Raw genomic sequence first — 16,390 nt, forward strand, 5'->3', positions numbered from 1 at the left:
CGTACTCCTCATACACAGTCGTCATTTGGCATGCCCGAATTTTGGACTGATCAATACAGAACAGGGGGGCTGTTTCCCATGCCCAAGTCCGTCCACCTCATGGCGTTCGGTATTTTCGCCATGGTCACCAGCGAGTTCCTGGTCGGCGGCCTCATGCCGCAGATCGCCGAGGACCTGCACGTCGGCATCGCCCAAGTCGGCTACCTCATCACGGCGTTCGCCCTCGCCATGGCCATCGGCGGCCCCTTCGCCACCGTCGCCGTCCTCAGGCTGCGTCCCAAAGCGGCGCTGATGACGCTGTTCGCCGTCTTCCTCGCCGGAAACGTCCTTGCGGCCACCGCCGGCAGCTACGGCGTCATGCTCGCCGCCCGGCTCATCACGGGCACGGCCTCCGCCGCGTTCTTCGGTGTCGCCCTCTCCGTGGTCGCCCAGATCACCTCGCCGGACGTACGCGGCCGTGCCATCGGCGTCGCCATGCAGGGCCTCATGGTCGGCACCCTCCTCGGGCTGCCCCTGTCCACGCTCGTCGGCCAGCAGTGGGGCTGGCGCGCCGGGTTCGTCGCGGTCGGCGCGGTCACCGTGGCCGCCGCCGTCGCCACGGCGGTCGCCGTGCCAACCCTCGAACACGCCGACGGGGCAGGCGAGTTCCGCGACGAGCTCGCCGTCTTCCGCAACGCGAGGCTCTGGCTGGTCCTGTCCACCTCGACGCTCATCATCGGCGCGACCTTCTCCGCCTTCTCCTACTTCACGCCGATCCTCACCGACCTCACCGGCTTCTCGCACGGCGCCGTTCCGCTGCTCCTGCTCGTGTACGGCGCCGCCACAGTGGCCGGCAACGCGGTCGTCGCCCGTCTCGCCGACTCCCACACCATCCCCGTACTGGTGGCCGGGCTCGCCCTGAACACCGTGTTCCTGACCGCCTTCGCCCTGCTCGCGGACCACAAGGTCCCCGCCGTCCTCGCCATGACGGGCATCGGGCTCGTCGGCGTCACCCTCAACCCGGCGATGATCAGCCGAGTACAGCGCACGGCCAACGCGCGCCCCCTCGTCAACACCGTCCACTCCTCCTTCATCACGCTGGGCGTGGTGATCGGCTCCGGCCTCGGCGGAGCGGCCATCGCCACCCAGGGCCTGCGGGCGCCGCTGTGGCTGGGAGCGGGGACGGCGGTGCTGGCCCTCGTCACGCTGATACCGGACGTCGTACGGGTGCGGCGCGGCGAACCCCGGCGCGCGGCGCCCGCCCCCGTGGCCGCGGGCAGGCGGCGCGCGCTGGAGGCGCCGCGAGGCTAGGCCCATGTGCCGTAGGCGGCGGGGGAGTTCGGCGGCGGGGTGTCGTCGATGTGGAGCCGGCGGGTGATGCCGAGCAGGTCGAGGAAGGGCTGGTCGTGGCTGGCGACGATCAGGGCGCCCCGGTAGGCGTTGAGGGCCTGGGTGAGCTGCTGGACGCTGGTCAGGTCGAGGTTGTTGGTGGGCTCGTCCAGCAGCAGTAGCTGCGGGGCGGGTTCGGCCAGCAGGAGGGCGGCCAGGGTGGCACGGAAGCGCTCGCCCCCGGAGAGCGTGTCCACCTGCTGGTCGGCCCGTCGGCCCTTGAACAGGAAGCGGGCCAGCTGGGCGCGGATCCGATTGGTGTCGGCGTGCGGGGCGAGCCGGGCCACGTTGTCGAGGACCGAGGCCGGGCCGTGCAGCAGGTCCAGGCGCTGGGGCAGGTAGCGCAGCGGGACGTGCACCTCGGCCTGGCCCGCCGCGGGCGGCAGTTCGCCCGTCAGGGTGCGCAGCAGGGTGGTCTTGCCCGCTCCGTTGCGGCCGGTCAGGGCGATGCGCTGCGGGCCGTGCACCTCCAGGTCGCCGAGCTCGGCACCGTTGCGCAGACGGGCGGCGCGCAGGGTCAGCACGGTGCGGTGCGGTGGGACGGCGGTGGCGGGCAGGTCCACCCGGATGGTGTCGTCCTCGCGCAGCGCCCGCTGGGCCTCGCCGAGGCGCTCGCGCGAGGCGGCGAGACGCTGCTCGTGGACGGCGCGCTGCTTGCCCCGGGACACCTGGGCCGCCCGTTTAGCGGTGTGGGCGGCCGCCTTGTCCATGCGGTTGTCGGCGTACATCTTCTTTCCGTAGCGGGTGCTGCGGGCCTGGCGGGTCTGGGCGTCGACGAGGTCGCGCCGCTCGCGGGCGACCTGCGCCCTGGCCGCGGTCACGCCGCGCAGGGCGGCTTCCTGCTCGGTGGCCAGGGCCTCCTCGTACGCGGCGAGGTTGCCGCCGAACGTGCGCACCGCGCCGTCGCGCAGTTCCGCGACGCGGTCGACGCGCTCCAGCAGCGCGCGGTCGTGGCTGACGACGATGACGGTGCCGGGGTGGGCGGTGACCGCCTCGTACAGGCGCCGGCGGGCGTCGTGGTCGAGGTTGTTGGTCGGCTCGTCCAGCAACAGCACGTCGGGGCGCGCCAGCAGGAGGGCGGCCAGGTGCAGCAGGACGGCCTCGCCGCCGGAGACCTCCGCGACGGTGCGGTCCAGGCCGAGGTGGCCGAGGCCGAGCTGGGCCAGGGTGGCGTGCGCGCGCTCCTCCACGTCCCAGTCGTCCCCGACCGCGGCGAAGTGCCGCTCGTCGGCGTCGCCCGCTTCGATGGCGTGCAGGGCCGCACGGGTGCGGGCGATGCCGAGGGCCTGGTCGACGCGGGCGGTGGTGTTCAGGGTGAGGTCCTGCGGCAGGTAGCCGGTGCGCCCGGTCACCTGGACGGTGCCGGCGGCCGGGGGCAGCTCGTGGGCGATGAGCCGCAGGAGCGTGGACTTGCCGCTGCCGTTGAGGCCGATCAGGCCGGTCATGCCCGGGCCGACGGCCCAGGACAGGTCCTCCAGGGCGACGGTGCCGTCCGGCCAGGTGAAGGACAGGCCGGTGCAGACCACGGAGGGGGCGGGGGACACGGGCATACGGGGTCTCCAAATACTGCGCGTACCGGTGAGGGGACAGCGTGTGGAGACACCGCGCACCCCGGCGAAGAGCGGGGGCTTGGGGTATGGCGAGGGAGAGTCGCTACATGGGATGCGAGAGGCGGACAGCGGTCTCGCGGGCAGCACACTTCCGAGGTCGCACACGTGCGCACCACAACGGGGCACACGGCGTCTCAGACCTCAGTAGCGCAACGGCCTCTCCCAACAGCGACGACAAAGACGTCATTGACGGTAACGCCCGCAGGGCCGCGGCGGCAAACAATTTCCCGACAACGTCACCGAGCACTTCGAGCCTGCGGCACATCGAGGTGCCGTTTTGCCTGACACTCAGTCAGTGGTGAGGCATGGTACGTAAGTTACGCACACCGCGGGCACCCCGTGACGCAGGGGTCGAGCGAGCCGCGCTGTGGCTGCTGGGCTGAAGGCGGCGGTCTCCAGCACCGTCGCGCCCGCCCGGCGGGGCCCCTGGAGGGAAGGGCCCTGGCGTCTGCGTTGTGCCCCGGGTTACGCGGGCTGGTTGGTGACGTAGAAGCCGGGGTCGTGGATGGGGGTGATCTCGGCCTTCTCGCCCTGCGCGGCCAGCCATTCCGCGCGCAGACGGGAGGCCTCGTCGTCGGCCTGCGACGCGGGGACGAGGCGGCCGTCAGGGGTGAGGCGCATCGGCGTGTCGCCCGCGGGACGCCAGTCGAAGCGGGCGGCGATCTTGAAAAGGTCTTCCTGGGTGAGGGGGCCGCCGTTGTCCTTCTCGGCCTGGAGGGCGGTCGGGTGGTAGTCCTCGTAACCGCCGGGCATGTGAAGGGTGAGGAAGTGGGCACCCTCGCCGGGCGGAGTGGCCCAGGTGTGGCGCGTGCCGCTGGTGATGTGGGCGAGGGCGCGCGGGCGCAGCTCCACGACCTCGTCGTCGACCTGGACCAAGAGGGTGCCGGAGACGACGTAGTAGGTCTCCGTCGACTCGGCGTGGGTGTGCAACGGAGGGCCCGACCAGGCCGGGCCCTGGCGGGTTTCCACCCAGGAGGCCGCTTGGCCGGTCATCTTGCTGGAGAGGACGATCTCGAATCCGCGGCGGCCTTCGGGGCGTTGGCCGGGGAGGACGATGTGTGTCATGACAAGGCTTCTCTTTCCGCTTGATAATGGCTTGAGTTCTGATCTACCCCACATAGGGCCTGTTCGTCTGCGGGTACAGGTCCGCAGTCGAACGCGGACGCTCTCCTTCCCCGGGCCGCCGTACCATCGGCTGAGACTCCCGTCACCTCCTGGGGCCCAACGGGGACGGCACGGGTGATCGCTCGCAGAAATCGCTCGGTACTGAACATCCCTGTGGTGAGGTGGACTTCCTGTCCGTTCTACCGCCCCGGGAGCCCGCTGTGTCCGCTTCTCCAGACGAAATCTTCAGGAACTACGTCTACGCCGGTGCGCTGACGCGGAACGCCGACGCCCTTGCCGAACTGTTTACCGAGGACGGCGTCCTGGAGGCGCCGCTCGTGCCTGCCGACGCGGCTTTCCCCAAGCGGATGGAGGGGCGTGAGGAGATCCGTGGGGCGATGGCAGCGTACTACGAGCGGCAGACGGGTGACGGGGGAGTGCCGAACGTCGAGAAGTCCCGGTACGTGCTGCACATCACCGACGATCCCGATGTCTTCATCGCCGAGATCGACACGGTCTTCGACGGGAACGGAGAGGGGGACGGGGCGGACGTGACCGTCTCGCTGGTCCAGATCGTCCGCACCCGCGACGGGAAGATCGCTCATCTGCGCGACTACTTCACGCCGGGGCTGGTGAGTTGAGCAGCGACAAGTGCGTACGCCGGGCTCCGCGCTCTCACTCGTCGCGCTTGCGGCGGCGGTAGGCGGCGGCTCGCTCCTTGCCGCCGCAGGCCTTGCTGGAGCACCAGCGCCGCCTGCCCGGCCGGCTGGCGTCGACGAAGAGCAGGCCGCGCGTCGTCGGGGACTTCACCGGGCGGGGTTGTCTGCACGGTCACGTCACGACTACAACTCGTGACTATGACTGACGGCTCTGGAACGGCATCCGAGTGGTCACGAGCAGAAGCCTTCCTGCGCGGCCGGGGAGCGGCGCGGATGCCCCACCCGGGCGGCACGCTCCTGGAGCATCTCGGCCGGGTGCGCGGCCTGTTGGCGGAGTGGCGAGCCGATCTCCGCACCCGGGCGGCGGGACTGTGTCACGCGACGTACGGGACCGACGGCTTCGACGAGACGCTGTTGCCGGTCACCGAAAGAGCCGTGCTCGCCGAGCTGATCGGCGACAGGGCTGAAGCGCTCGTCTACCTGTACGCCAGTTGCGACCGGGGCGCGGTCTACCCGCAGCTCGGCGGCGTCGAGCCGGTGGTCTTCCGGGATCGCTTCACCGGCGCGGAGCACACGCCGGACGAGGCCGACCTGCGCGCGTTCCTGGAGATCACCGCCGCCAATGAGCTCGATGTGATGGCCCACAACGCCGAACTCGCCGCCCGCCATGGTGCCCAGCTCCACCGGCTGTTCGTTCGCTCGGGCGGTCTGCTCTCCCGCGCTGCCCAGGACGCCTGCGCGAGGCGGTTGGGTCCGTACGCCCGTACGATCCGTATCACCCCTGCAGATCACGGGAATTGACCACCTGGCCGCCTGCGGCATCCCCGTGGAAGAAGGCCCCGTGCCGCGCACCGGCGCCAGAGGCCCGAGCACCAGCACCCATGTGCGCGATCCCGACGGCAGCCTGATCGAGATCAGTACGTACGACAGGAGCGCGGCCGAAGATCACGGCTGACCGGGTCGAGCTCTCTGCCGCACCCACAACAGCACCGCCGTGGTGCCCGCCAGCAGTGCGACGCAGCCGCTGAAGATCAGGCCCGACTGTCGCAGACCCAGCGTGACGGCCATGATTCCCACGCCGACCACGGGGATCGAGATCGCCACGTACAGCACGACGAACAGCGCTGAAGTGATCTCCGCGCGCCGCTCGGGCGGGCTGTGTTCGCTCACGTCGGTGACACCGGCCCTGAACGACAGACCCTGCCCGGCGCCCGCGGTGAGTGCCCCCACCACCAGCAGGGGCAGGGAGGCCGTCAGCAGCGCGGAGGCGATCAGCGCCATGCCCGCCACGAGGGTCACGCAGCCCCACGGCAGTGCCCGGCGCACGCCCACTCGCCCCATCAGCAGCTGACCGGCCGTCGACGCCGCGAAGACCGTGAAGACCACCGTGCCGGAGACCGCCGGTTCGCTCACTCCCACCACCTCGCTCAGGAAGCTCGGCGCCACCGAGGTGAACAGCCCCAGCGTGGCGAACCCGGCGAAGCCCGCCATGGCCGCCGGGACGAAGGCGGGGCGCACCTGCGGCGGCACGTGCAGGCGCCGGGGGCGGCGCGACCGGCCGTTCCGGTTCCGTACCGTCTCCGGGATCAGCAGTACGCCGACGACGGCCGCCGCCACGAGTGCCAGGTCCACGATGAACACCTGGCGGAGCGGGTCCGGCGCGAACTGCGCCAGCAGGCCCGCCAGCAGCGGTCCGCTGCCCAGACCGCCCATGTTGGCCGCGGTGGCGATCAGCGTGGCGGACGCGGCCCACCGCCGAGGGGCGAGCTCCACCACAGCGGCGGTCGCGGTCCCCGTGAACAGGCCCGCGGACAGCCCTGACAGCACCCGGCCCGCGAACAGCTCCGGCAGCCCGCGCTCGAAGAGGAACGACACCGCGCTCAGTGCCGACAACACCAGCCCGGCCAGCAGCACCGGCCGTCGGCCCACGGAGTCCGACAACTGCCCCAGCAGGAGCAGTGCCACGATGACCCCGACCGCGTAGACCGCGAAGATCACCGTCACCATGAACGAGGAGAAGCCCAACTCCCGCTGGTACATGCGGTACAGGGGAGTGGGCAGCGTCGTGCCGCACATCGCGACGACGAACGCGTAGGCGGCCACGGCGAAGGGCCAGCCGCGCCCGGTGCCGTACGTGCCGAGACCGGCGTCGTCCGCCTCGCGCGCGGATACGTGGTTGCTCACCGCGACTGCCTATCAGGAACACCCCGGTCAGGGCCGCGCGCCCCGCGCGCCGACGGTGATGACTCACCGGGTGGGCGAAGGCGGGACCGCGCCTGGGAGTCCCTGGGACCCGACGACGGGGCCGTGACAGGGCCGCAGCCTCATGTGTCCGGGGCCCGGGGGCGCCGACGGTATGAGGGCATCGCCCGAACCTTGGGCAGCGCCCGGTCTGTGACTCCCTCATGCTTCCCTCTCGTTCACCCGTAGCCCTCGACCGGAGCATCGGCTCCGGCCTCGCCTGTTTTCCCTTGCAGGTACGGACCGGCGCCGCCTCGTGGGACGAGCTGACCGGCATAGCCCGGCGGCTGGACGCCGAGCGGTTCGTAGTCGTCTCCGACCACGGCGTCCCGGCGGCCCACGCCCACCGCGTCCTGCACCACCTCGACACGCCGGCACCCGGTGCCGTCAGGCCGGGGCTGTACGCCCTGGTCAGGAACGTGCTGTCGGTGTGCCCCGCCTCGTACGACCAGGTCTGCGCCCGGCTGCGCCCGGACGGCCGGTATGACAGGAGCGCGCCGGCGTCCTTCATCGCGCTGTGCGCCGACGCCCGGGCCGCTCTCATCTGTTACGACCCGCTGGAGGACGGCCCGGCCGGGGTGTTCCGGTACGGGCACGCGGTGGCCGACGCGCCGCGCGCCGCGCGTCCTCGGCGCCCTGCGCTACGGCGATGCCGTCGCCCTGGGGCTGCTGGTGGCCGCCCGGTGTGCCCATCGCATGGGTCTGCTCGGGCGATGCCGTACGGGGGGTCAGCCCACCGCGTCGCCCGGCGCCACCGGGTGCGCCTCCAGCTCCGGAGCGGCCAGCAGCTCGGCGATCAGCGCGGGGGACCCGCCGACGTACGTGCTGACCAGGTCCACGTCACCGCCCAGGCACCAGGCGCGGTCCTGGGGCCACCACAGGTCGGGCAGCTCGGCGAACTCGTCGAGCGACACCGGCGAGACGGCGTCGGCCAGGGGCCCGGAGAGCAGCACCTCCTCGCGGCCGGGGGTCTCGAAGGTGGGAACGTGGTCGAAGTCCCACCGGCCGTAGCCGTGCCACAGCCCGAACCAGCAGTGCTCCACCGTCCGGGTGTGCCGGGCCAGGACCGGGATGAGGGCCTGGGCGACGGCGGGCGGGGTCGGCCCCTCGGCCGGGTGCTCGTCCCAGACGCCGGCCAGGCCGTACACCTCGGCGTTCTGGTAGTCGCGGTCCGCCCCGATCAGCTCGTGCCAGTCGGTGCCCGGCGCGACTTCCCGCCCGTACGCGGCCGCCACCGTCGCCCACCGCACCGGCCGTTCCTCCAGGGAGGCCGGATGCAGCACCCGGGCGTACGCGGCGAATCCGGGTGCGGCGACGCCCGCCGCGGTGCCGAAGTCCCCTTGCCCCGGGGGCCGTTCGGTGAGCCAGCGGGCGGGGTCGAGATCGGTGCTGCGCACGCGCAGGCGTCCGTACGATTCGGGTGCGCGCTCCCGGTGCACCGGGCGGTAGTCGTCCACGCGCACAGTCTGCCCGTTCGGGCCGGACACGGGTATCGGCGCCCGGCCGGTGGCCGGAGCGCCGATACCGTCAGGTCGGATCAGGCCGGTCACGCGGTGGGGCGGCCGAGGTGGCGGGCGAAGAACCGGACCGCGCTGTCGGCCTGGAAGCGGGCTTCCTGTGAGGTTTTCGGCCAAGGTCGGCCGGGGTGGATCAGCAAGGACTTAAGTCCCTAGGCCGCCGATGGGATCGCGGCTTGCATGGCGTACCAGGAATTCCGTCCCGTACGCCCGTGCCGCAGAAAGGTCTTGAATCCCCCATGTCCCAGATACCCGGTGTGTCCCGGCGGCGCCTCTTGGCCTTCGCGCCCGCCGCCGGAGTCGCCGCCACGATTCCGGTCACCCTCGCCGCCGCGACTCCCGCACAGGCCGCACCGCCCAAGAAGGGGGCCAGTCGCTCCCTTCAGGAGATCACCGACGCCTGGGGCGGATGGATGGCCCGCGAGCGCCATCCGTCGTCCCGGGGCTGCCGGTTCACCGCCTCCACGGACTACGGGAAGCAGAGTTTCCTCGCCGACTACCACCGCCATCAGGTCCGCACGAAGTACTCCGGCATCACCTACGACCCGAGCGCGCCCTCGCCGATCCCCGGCCAGGTCAGCTCGATCACCACGAACTACCGCAACGGCACGGCGGTCGAGCAGACCGTCACGTACAAGCAGAGCAAGACGACGGAGCAGGACCTGCGGATCTCGGTGACCGAGTCGCTGAAGATCGGTGTGACGATGGAGGTGTCGGCGGAGATTCCGGCCGTCGCCAAGGTGAGCGAGACCACCTCCATCGAAGCGAGCCTCTCCTCGACCCAGGAGTTCGCGCACAAGGAGACGCAGACCTGGAGCGTCGACCTGCCGTTGCGGATCCCGCCGAAGTCCGCCGTCGAGGCGTCGTTGGTGGTGGGGACACAGCGGTACGACATCGACTGGACGGCCACGGTGTCGATGTCCGGGATGGTGGCCGTGTGGTTCAACGAGAAGGTCGACCTCAACGGTGGCTCGGACCTGCACTGGCTGTGGTTCGTCCCGATCGAGGAGGTCTTCCGCGACTGCCGCACCCACGGCATCGTGGACACGACCGGTTACGAGGTCACGGCGGACGCGACGGTGAACGCGTTCGCGACCGGCACGTTCAGCGGAGGCCAGGGTGTCTCGCTGAACATCAACACGGTGCAGAAGCCGTTGGACGGCCGCGCCGCACGCGGTGTGGGTACCCAGCCGCTCACCGTGCCGCTGACGCCGGACGGCAAGCGTTCCGTCGTCGCGGGCCGCTGAGCCGGAACTCGTAGGGGCCGCCGTCACCCCGCCCGGAGGCCATGGCGGACGGGGGACAGGCGGCGGCCCGTGGCGGTGTACCACTGCCGGGCCAGGACGGCGGCCAGGGCGATCTCCACCACATCACCGCCGTAGTACATCGCCTCCGCGGCGCGGGCCAGGTCGTGGCTGGTGAAGGCGGTGCCGGGCGGGGAGGCGCTGTAGAGGGACTTGGCCAGCACCGAGTGGGCGGTGGCGGCCGCGACCAGCGTGGCGGCGCGCAGCGGCAGGCCGGAGCGGTGGCGTACGGGGTCGAGTTGGCAGACGGCGAAGCTGAACAGCAGACCGGCGGCCAGGACGTGGGTGCAGACGGCAGCGTGCAGCCAGGGCTGCTCGTGGAGGTGGGCGAACAGCCGGGTGCGGTACAGCACCCACAGACCGCCCACGTCGAGCACCGCGGCCACCGGTGGCAGGACCAGCCGGCCGACCGGGCGGGAGCGGACCACGGCCCGCAGGCCGTGCCGGGCGGGGCCCGCCGGGAGGGCGCGCAGGACGAGGGTCACCGGGCGGCTCAGGACCAGCAGCAGCGGGGCGGCCATGCCGATGACCAGGTGCTGGAGCATGTGAGCGGTGAACTCCCCGCCCGGCAGGGGTGCAAGGGCCACCGCGACCAGGCACGCCTGCCCGGTGGTGAAGGAGGCGTCCCGTAACCGTGGCCACGCGTCTCCTCGGCGTCGCAACCGTCGCGCTGCCAGCAGATACCCCAATGCCGCGCTCACGGCGAGTACCGCGGCCACCCCCGCCGGGGCGCCGGTGGTCTGCCCGGCGGGCATGGGCATCGGCGCCATCAGCTCGGCTCCGCGCCCGCCACCGTGTCAGACGCTTGCCCTTCGTTGGAACGCCTCACCAGCACCGCACCGACGATCAGGAAGATCACCGCCAGCACGTTCCACGTCCAGTCATAGGGGACCAGGTCGACGTGATAGCGGATCTGGTGCAGCTTGAGGAGCTTGTGCTGGATCGTTCCGTCGTAGAGCTGGAAGAACCCCGCGCCCAGGAGGATTCCGCCGGTCAGGCCCCGGCCGGTGAGCGCGGCGCGCCTGCGCAGGTCCGCCACGAGGACCAGGCCGATGACCACGGCGAACCAGCCGAAGGCGTGGAAGAGGCCGTCGGAGACCAGGCCCACGCCCGGGGTGGACTTGTCGTAGAAGTGGTGCCAGTGCAGGAGTTGGTGGAACACCGTCTCGTCGACGAACGCGGCGATCCCGACCCCGATGAGCACCCCCGACCACGCGGAGCGCTTCGGACGGACCGTCCCGTAATCCGGGGGCGGCGAGCGACGAGGTGTCGAAGTGGTAGCCACAGGCGACCTCCTGACGGGAGGTGGGACCGTACTTCTCCCCTGCGGATACCCTCCCGGCCCACGCCAACCGGCTCCCGCCGTATTGCGGCTCACTTCCACCCCTGCGTCAGTGCTTCTCCCTCCTGGTCTGGTCCATACCGACGACCTTGAAGTACGCGCGGTCGGTCGCCGTGTCCTCCAGGCACCCGCGCAGCCGCATCCGGTCGTGGTCGGCGAGGGCGGGGTGGACGACGCCCGCGTAGAGGTTGCCGCCGAGGCTGCCGAGTGTGGCGTCGTACAGCGGGATCGAGGTGGAGTGGCGGCAGCGGTTCCAGATCTCGTGGGCCAGCAGGGCCTGGTACTCCTGGCCGGATACGCCTCGGGTGGCGAGACGGACCACCACCGAGGTCGCGACGGTGTCCGGGGCGCGCTCTTCGGGGCGGGTTTCGGTCAGTTCGCCGAGGCCGAGGACGAGGGCGGCCAGTGCGGTGGTTCCGGCGACGACACCGGTGATCCGGTGTCGTCTGCGGCGCCGGTCCGGGCCGGTCGCGGGCAGGGCGTCGAGGTCGGCACCCAGGGGCGGTGCGGCGAGGACCGCGAGACGGCCCGCGACCCGGCGGTCGGCGGCGGGGCGGACCGTACTCCGGGCGATCTTCTGGACGAGCCGCGCGAGCCCCGAGAGCACGGCACCCGCGGCCATCAGGACGGGGACGAAGACGTGGGTGCGCTCCACCCGGATGTCGTCCAGCCACCGGAAGCGCGTGGCGGGATCCTCCGCGCGGGGTTGTTCCAGACGGGCCAGGACGTCGGCGTGGCGCCGGTCGCCCTCGCTGATGCGCTGCTCGATACGGCTGAGGCGGCCCAGGACGATCAGGCCGAGCAGCAGCACTTCGGCGACGAGCAGCAGAACACCGCACATGATCGCGCGCTGCCACTGCCAGCGGTAGAGGTAGATGACGACGTACGAGCCCGCGCCGAGCCCGGCCGCGCCCGCGAAGAGGTGTGCCAGTCGCTTCACCGGTCGGCCGCCTCTCGCGTACGGGTGTCTTCCAGGCGTACGTCGCCACTCGTGCCGTCGACGGCCAGGCGGGTTCCCGGAGCGAAGCGCTGCACGGCGTCGGCGGCGCCGACCACTGCGGGAACCCTGAACTCCCGTGCCAGCACGGCCAGATGGGACAGTGGGCTGCCGGTCTGGGCGACCAGAGCGGTCACTTGCGGCAGCAGGGGCGCGAGGGCCGGGTCGAGGGTGCGTACGACCAGTACGGCGTCCTCGGGGCGTTCGCCTCGGCCGTCCCAGGCGGTTCCGGTGGCGCGGCCGCCGGAGACGCCCTGCGCGGGGGCGGCGCCGTGGCGCGGGCGTTCGGCGACCACCAACGAGTCGTCCGCCAGGCGGAAGGTGTCGGGCAGCGGCGGGCTGTCGGGGCGGGGGAGCCGCTGGGCGACGTCGGCAGGAAGAGCCTCGCCGTCCAACGCGCCCAGTAACTCGTGCCAGCGCAACTGCGCGACGGCCCGGTGCGAGAGGGCGATACGGCGTGCGGCGTCGTGGACGAGGTGCACCTGGAGCTGGTGGATCCAGCGGATGCGCAGCCGTAGTGACTCGCGGGTCGGCAGGGCGAGGTGACGTGGATCCGCCGCCGTACCCGTGCGCGTTTGACCCTCGCCGGTCGGAGGGAGTCGCAGCGGGCCGGTGAGGCTCGGCGGGGTGAGCGCCAGGACCACCGGTGCGCCCGCCACGATCTCGGTGTCCGTGAGCGCCTGGCCCCGGCCCTCGGCCAGTGCGGCGAGCGCCGCGCTCGCGGCCGTACGGGTGCTGCTCTCGCGCAGCAACGCGCCCGCCAGCGCCTCCTGCGCGTGCAGAGCCGCCAGGGCGGAGCGCGTCCAGCGCAGCAGATCGGCCAGGTCGGCGCGCGAGAGCTCGGCCGGTGCCGGGGTTTCGGCCAACCGGCGGTCGATGTCCGCCGTGAGGTCGAGGGCGAGGTCGGGCAGGGCGCGGGTCAACCGCCCGGTGCGCCACGCGGCCGCCAGACGGCGGGCGCCCGGCAGTGGGTTGATCCTGGCCAGCAGACGATGGCGGGGCGGTGCGATGCCCAGCAGACGCAGGTCGGCCGCGGCACGTCCGGCGACCGTGGTCACCACGGGGTGGGCGCGCAGCAGACGGCGCGGTGCGCTGCCGCCGATGTCGAGCGCGGAGCGGATCCCCCGGGCCATCGGTGCCACCCACAGGTCCTCCTCCAGCGGTTGCAGTGTGCCGGGGAGGGTTTCGGCGACGGGGCCGGGGCCGAGCAGCCGCGCGCCGCGTGCGGGCCGCGCGGTCATGGCCGTGATGGGACGGGCCTGGAACAGCCACAGGCGTCCTGTCCCGTCGAAGCCGAACTCCATGTCCTGCGGTCCGCCGAAGACCTTTTCCACCCGTCGGGCCAGACGGGCGAGGCGGTAGAGCTCGGTACGTTTCAGCAGGTGCTCGCCGGTGGTGTGCGGGGTCGTGGAACGCAGCCGTCGGCCCGAGCGGGTCAAGTGGTAGCTGGTGCCGTCCTGTTCACCGCTGACCAGGGTGTCGGGGCCGCCGCGCACCGCGCTGACCAGCATCCGGTCCAGACGGCCTTCGACGGGGTCGGCGCCGAAGAGCACACCGCCCACGCGCGCGGTGAGCATGGGCTGGACGAGGACGGCCATCGGGGCCCGGGTGCCGTCGGGCAGGTCCGCGGAGTCGAGGACCGTGCGCACCGCCGCGCGGAAGGCGGGCCAGTCGCGCACGTCGAGCACGGAGGCGAACTGCCCTGCCAGGGACGACTCCTCGGTGTCCTCCTGCGGGGACGAGGAGCGTACGACCAGGGGCACCGCGCCGTCCTGGGAGAGCTCGCGCCAGGCGTGCCGCAGGGCCCGGGCGTCGTCACCGGCGCCGTGCGGGATGACGAATCCGGGCAGGACCGGCAGTCCGGCGGCTGCCGCGCGAGCCAGGTTGGCGGCTTTGGATCCTGCGGACAGCGGCAGTCGGGCGGCGGGTCGGTCCAGCGCGACGGCCGCATCTGCGTGGACGCCGGTTTCGTCGCCGGTTTCCTCCATGTGTTTCTCCCCCTCGGCCCCGGGTCCGGGATTCCACCGATTTCGCATTGGTGTTGTTCATGTCAGTTTCCGCTTGAGTTTGCCTTGCCTTGTGGGGGAGATGACGGCAGAGCAGTGCGGAACAAGCCACGGGGCACGACGACGTCCGCGCCGAGGTCACGGACCCGCGACCTCGGCGCGGTGCAGGCGTCGTCGTCCACCTTTTGAGCGGTTGGTCCTACTCTTCGAAGTACGCGTTCAGTACGTCTTCGAGCTGCTCGGACCACTGAGCGAGGCTCGCCCGGTCCTCGGCCTGGACGTCCATGCGGAACCAGCGGGGCCGGGGCAGATGCACCGTGACTGTGAAACGCCGGTTCCAGCGGGAGGTCGCGTACTCGACGGCGCTGAGCTCGTCCCAGCCGAAGTCGGCCTCTTCGTCGTCGAGGCGCAGCCGGATTCCCGAGTGGTCGGCGGTGATGGACCCCCGCCGGTCGGACACGGAGAGAGCGGGCCCGTCCTCGGCCGCGCCGGGGGCGGGGCGTTCGGGGTCGGGATCGTCGGCCCCGGGCTCGGCGTCGGCGTCCGCCGTCGGCGCGGCGGCGGGTTCGGGCTCACCGGCCGTCACGTCTTCCGCCTCGGCCTCCGGCCCCGGCTCGGCCGCCTTCCGCCTGTCCGTCTTCTGCCCCTCCGTCGACGCTTCGGGCGCGGCCGCCGGGGCGGGCATCAGCCCGGGGACGTGCGCCGGGTTCAGCGCGGCGGCATTGAGGGCGGTGTGTTGGTCATCTGTTTGCTGGTCCACGGCGCGAAGTATGGCGAACGGAGCTGTGTGAGAGCCATAAGGGGGCGTCATATCCCCCGCCGGCGAGGACCTGATCTTGTCCGGGAGTCGTCCTTCCCGAGGGCTGAGGTGGGCGTCGGCACGTGGTCGGCCCCCGGCCGCCACAGGGGCAGCGCGCTGTCCTTGTGGCGGCCGGGGCCGAACTGTCCAGGTGGCGCACCCGGAGCCGGGCCGTGGCGGGGTGACGCGGCCGTCACCGGCGATGGGCTCGCCATTCGGAGGCCAGGACCGCCCAGATCTGCTTGTCGTGGCGGGTGCCGCCGTAGGGCCAGTACTCGCGCCGCACACCCTCCAGGGTCATGCCGAGCCGCTTGGCCACCGCGGCGCTCCGCTCGTTGTCGGCCCGGCAGTGCCACTCGGCGCGGTGCAGCCCGCGGGTGGTGAACGCCCAGTCCAGCAGAACCTGGCAGGCCTCGGTGACCACACCGCGGCCCTCGGCGGCCGGCTCCAGCCAGCAGCCGACCTCGCAGGAGCCCGAGGCGGTGCTGAAGTCGGTGAACATCACGCCGCCGACGAGTGTGCCGTCGAGCCATATGCCGTAGAGGCGGGCGCCGTCCGCGGCCTGGCGCTCGGCGTAGCGGCGCAGTGTGCCGCGCGCTCCGTCGACGTCGTCGGTGACGAACCCGGCCCCCACCCAGGGGCGGATGTGCTCGCGGGCCCGGTCCAGATGGGCGGCGAACTCCTCGGCGTGCCACGTCTCCAGCGGACGGAGGCGGGCGTTGTCCCGCAGCGGGAGGGAGAACATCGATGACCCCATTCGCATAACAAGCGTTACGGTTATGTACGGTAGCAGCATGCCACGTACCAAGGGCGACCACGAAGCCCGTCGTCGCGATGTTTCCGAAGCGGTCTGGCGGGTGCTCGCCGCGCAGGGCTTCGGCGGACTGACCCTGCGCGCCGTCGCCACCGAGCTCGGCGCGACCACCGGCCTGCTCACCCACTACTTCCCCGCCAAGCGCGACCTGGTGGCGCACGCCCTCGAACTGCTCGACCAGCGCACCGCCTCCCGTCCCCGGCGTGCCGCGGGGACGGGCCTGTCCGCCGTGCGGGCCGCCCTGCTCGACATCCTGCCGCTGACCGCCGAGGCCACCGCCACCAACCGGATCTGGGTGTCCTCCTGGGACGCGGCCCTCGCCGACCCCGCGCTGAGCGACGAGTACGCACTCAAATACGGGCGAAGCCGTGAGAAACTGCGCGATCTGGTCGCCGCGGCCCAGGGGCTCGGCGAACTGCCGCCCGGAGACCCGGCGCGCATCGCGGCCGGAGCCCAGTCGTTCGTGCTGGGGCTGGTGGTACAGGCCCTCTTCGCCCCCGAGGCCTTCCCGCCCCCTCGCCAGACCGAGCTCCTCGACGACTACCTGGCGGCCCTGGTCCACCCATGGCCTGAAACTCGTTGACACGTAAATGTTCTGTGTAAAGTCTCCGGCGATCACGTGATGTGTC

The 16,390-nt window shown here is 71.9% G+C and carries 16 protein-coding genes; 5 read left to right on the plus strand and 11 right to left on the minus strand.

Annotation, left to right across the window (positions count from 1 at the left end):
• Nucleotides 1–78: 78 nt before the first annotated feature.
• Nucleotides 79–1,290, plus strand: coding sequence for an MFS transporter (locus tag QIY60_RS29310; RefSeq protein WP_283145184.1), 1,212 nt, complete (start codon nt 79–81; stop codon nt 1,288–1,290).
• Here the strand turns inward: QIY60_RS29310 and QIY60_RS29315 are convergent.
• Together QIY60_RS29315 and QIY60_RS29320 are read right to left on the minus strand one after the other, a co-directional pair.
• The gene (locus QIY60_RS29315) at nt 1,287–2,918 is read right to left on the minus strand and encodes an ATP-binding cassette domain-containing protein (protein WP_283145185.1); all 1,632 of its coding nucleotides are present in this window, start codon (nt 2,916–2,918) and stop codon (nt 1,287–1,289) included. The two genes, QIY60_RS29310 and QIY60_RS29315, sit on opposite strands and share 4 nt — an antisense overlap.
• 525 nt (nt 2,919–3,443) lie before the next feature.
• On the minus strand, nt 3,444–4,043 hold the full coding sequence (locus tag QIY60_RS29320; protein ID WP_283145186.1) for a cupin domain-containing protein: 600 nt from the start codon (nt 4,041–4,043) through the stop codon (nt 3,444–3,446).
• 260 nt (nt 4,044–4,303) lie between these two features.
• Between QIY60_RS29320 and QIY60_RS29325 the strand changes: the two genes are divergently transcribed.
• Nucleotides 4,304–4,723: a nuclear transport factor 2 family protein gene (locus QIY60_RS29325; protein WP_283145187.1), complete on the plus strand. Its 420-nt coding sequence runs from the start codon at nt 4,304–4,306 to the stop codon at nt 4,721–4,723.
• Between the two features lie 34 nt (nt 4,724–4,757).
• Here the strand turns inward: QIY60_RS29325 and QIY60_RS29330 are convergent, their stop codons facing one another.
• A complete protein-coding gene (locus QIY60_RS29330; protein WP_349253965.1) occupies nt 4,758–4,892 on the minus strand; it encodes a CGNR zinc finger domain-containing protein in 135 nt (44 codons plus the stop codon).
• Between the two features lie 47 nt (nt 4,893–4,939).
• Between QIY60_RS29330 and QIY60_RS29335 the strand changes: the two genes are divergently transcribed.
• Nucleotides 4,940–5,542: a DUF6817 domain-containing protein gene (locus QIY60_RS29335; protein ID WP_349253966.1), complete on the plus strand. Its 603-nt coding sequence runs from the start codon at nt 4,940–4,942 to the stop codon at nt 5,540–5,542.
• A gap of 144 nt (nt 5,543–5,686) precedes the next feature.
• Here QIY60_RS29335 and QIY60_RS29340 read toward each other — a convergent pair whose 3' ends face one another.
• Nucleotides 5,687–6,844 carry an MFS transporter gene (locus tag QIY60_RS29340; RefSeq protein ID WP_283146114.1) on the minus strand — a complete coding sequence of 386 codons (1,158 nt, stop codon included), beginning with the start codon at nt 6,842–6,844 and terminating at the stop codon, nt 5,687–5,689.
• 866 nt (nt 6,845–7,710) lie between these two features.
• Nucleotides 7,711–8,439 carry a hypothetical protein gene (locus QIY60_RS29345; RefSeq protein WP_283145189.1) on the minus strand — a complete coding sequence of 243 codons (729 nt, stop codon included), beginning with the start codon at nt 8,437–8,439 and terminating at the stop codon, nt 7,711–7,713.
• A gap of 299 nt (nt 8,440–8,738) precedes the next feature.
• Between QIY60_RS29345 and QIY60_RS29350 the strand changes: the two genes are divergently transcribed.
• Entirely contained in the window at nt 8,739–9,746 is a 1,008-nt protein-coding gene (locus QIY60_RS29350) for an ETX/MTX2 family pore-forming toxin (RefSeq protein ID WP_283145190.1), read from the plus strand.
• Between the two features lie 23 nt (nt 9,747–9,769).
• Here QIY60_RS29350 and QIY60_RS29355 read toward each other — a convergent pair whose 3' ends face one another.
• The 6 genes from QIY60_RS29355 to QIY60_RS29380 all read right to left on the minus strand — a co-directional run bounded on the left by QIY60_RS29355 (nt 9,770) and on the right by QIY60_RS29380 (nt 15,692).
• The gene (locus QIY60_RS29355) at nt 9,770–10,573 is read right to left on the minus strand and encodes a cytochrome c oxidase assembly protein (RefSeq protein WP_283145191.1); all 804 of its coding nucleotides are present in this window, start codon (nt 10,571–10,573) and stop codon (nt 9,770–9,772) included.
• Nucleotides 10,573–11,088 (minus strand): DUF2243 domain-containing protein, encoded by a 516-nt coding sequence (locus QIY60_RS29360; RefSeq protein WP_283145192.1) that lies wholly within the window; start codon nt 11,086–11,088, stop codon nt 10,573–10,575. Before QIY60_RS29360 ends, QIY60_RS29355 begins: the two co-directional genes overlap by 1 nt.
• Before the next feature lie 106 nt (nt 11,089–11,194).
• Nucleotides 11,195–12,085, minus strand: coding sequence for a hypothetical protein (locus QIY60_RS29365; protein WP_283145193.1), 891 nt, complete (start codon nt 12,083–12,085; stop codon nt 11,195–11,197).
• On the minus strand, nt 12,082–14,130 hold the full coding sequence (locus QIY60_RS29370) for a PEP/pyruvate-binding domain-containing protein (protein ID WP_283145194.1): 2,049 nt from the start codon (nt 14,128–14,130) through the stop codon (nt 12,082–12,084). Before QIY60_RS29370 ends, QIY60_RS29365 begins: the two co-directional genes overlap by 4 nt.
• Before the next feature lie 217 nt (nt 14,131–14,347).
• A complete protein-coding gene (locus tag QIY60_RS29375) occupies nt 14,348–14,908 on the minus strand; it encodes a hypothetical protein (RefSeq protein ID WP_283145195.1) in 561 nt (186 codons plus the stop codon).
• Between the two features lie 232 nt (nt 14,909–15,140).
• Nucleotides 15,141–15,692, minus strand: coding sequence for a GNAT family protein (locus tag QIY60_RS29380; RefSeq protein ID WP_283145196.1), 552 nt, complete (start codon nt 15,690–15,692; stop codon nt 15,141–15,143).
• Between the two features lie 49 nt (nt 15,693–15,741).
• On the opposite strand from QIY60_RS29380, the gene QIY60_RS29385 reads away from it, so the two are divergent.
• Complete coding sequence (locus QIY60_RS29385) at nt 15,742–16,344, plus strand: TetR/AcrR family transcriptional regulator (RefSeq protein ID WP_283145197.1); 603 nt, start codon at nt 15,742–15,744, stop codon at nt 16,342–16,344.
• Nucleotides 16,345–16,390 lie beyond the last annotated feature (46 nt).

The organism is Streptomyces sp. BPTC-684, assembly GCF_030028635.1.
GTDB lineage: Bacteria > Actinomycetota > Actinomycetes > Streptomycetales > Streptomycetaceae > Streptomyces > Streptomyces noboritoensis.

Coding starts and splice junctions, on each gene's coding strand:
- QIY60_RS29310 (WP_283145184.1), top strand. CDS start 79: ATGCCCAAGTCCGTCCACCTCATGGCGTTCGGTATTTTCGCCATGGTC.
- QIY60_RS29385 (WP_283145197.1), top strand. CDS start 15,742: ATGCCACGTACCAAGGGCGACCACGAAGCCCGTCGTCGCGATGTTTCC.
- QIY60_RS29335 (WP_349253966.1), top strand. CDS start 4,940: ATGACTGACGGCTCTGGAACGGCATCCGAGTGGTCACGAGCAGAAGCC.
- QIY60_RS29355 (WP_283145191.1), bottom strand. CDS start 10,573: ATGGCGCCGATGCCCATGCCCGCCGGGCAGACCACCGGCGCCCCGGCG.
- QIY60_RS29380 (WP_283145196.1), bottom strand. CDS start 15,692: ATGTTCTCCCTCCCGCTGCGGGACAACGCCCGCCTCCGTCCGCTGGAG.
- QIY60_RS29315 (WP_283145185.1), bottom strand. CDS start 2,918: ATGCCCGTGTCCCCCGCCCCCTCCGTGGTCTGCACCGGCCTGTCCTTC.
- QIY60_RS29350 (WP_283145190.1), top strand. CDS start 8,739: ATGTCCCAGATACCCGGTGTGTCCCGGCGGCGCCTCTTGGCCTTCGCG.
- QIY60_RS29370 (WP_283145194.1), bottom strand. CDS start 14,130: ATGGAGGAAACCGGCGACGAAACCGGCGTCCACGCAGATGCGGCCGTC.
- QIY60_RS29320 (WP_283145186.1), bottom strand. CDS start 4,043: ATGACACACATCGTCCTCCCCGGCCAACGCCCCGAAGGCCGCCGCGGA.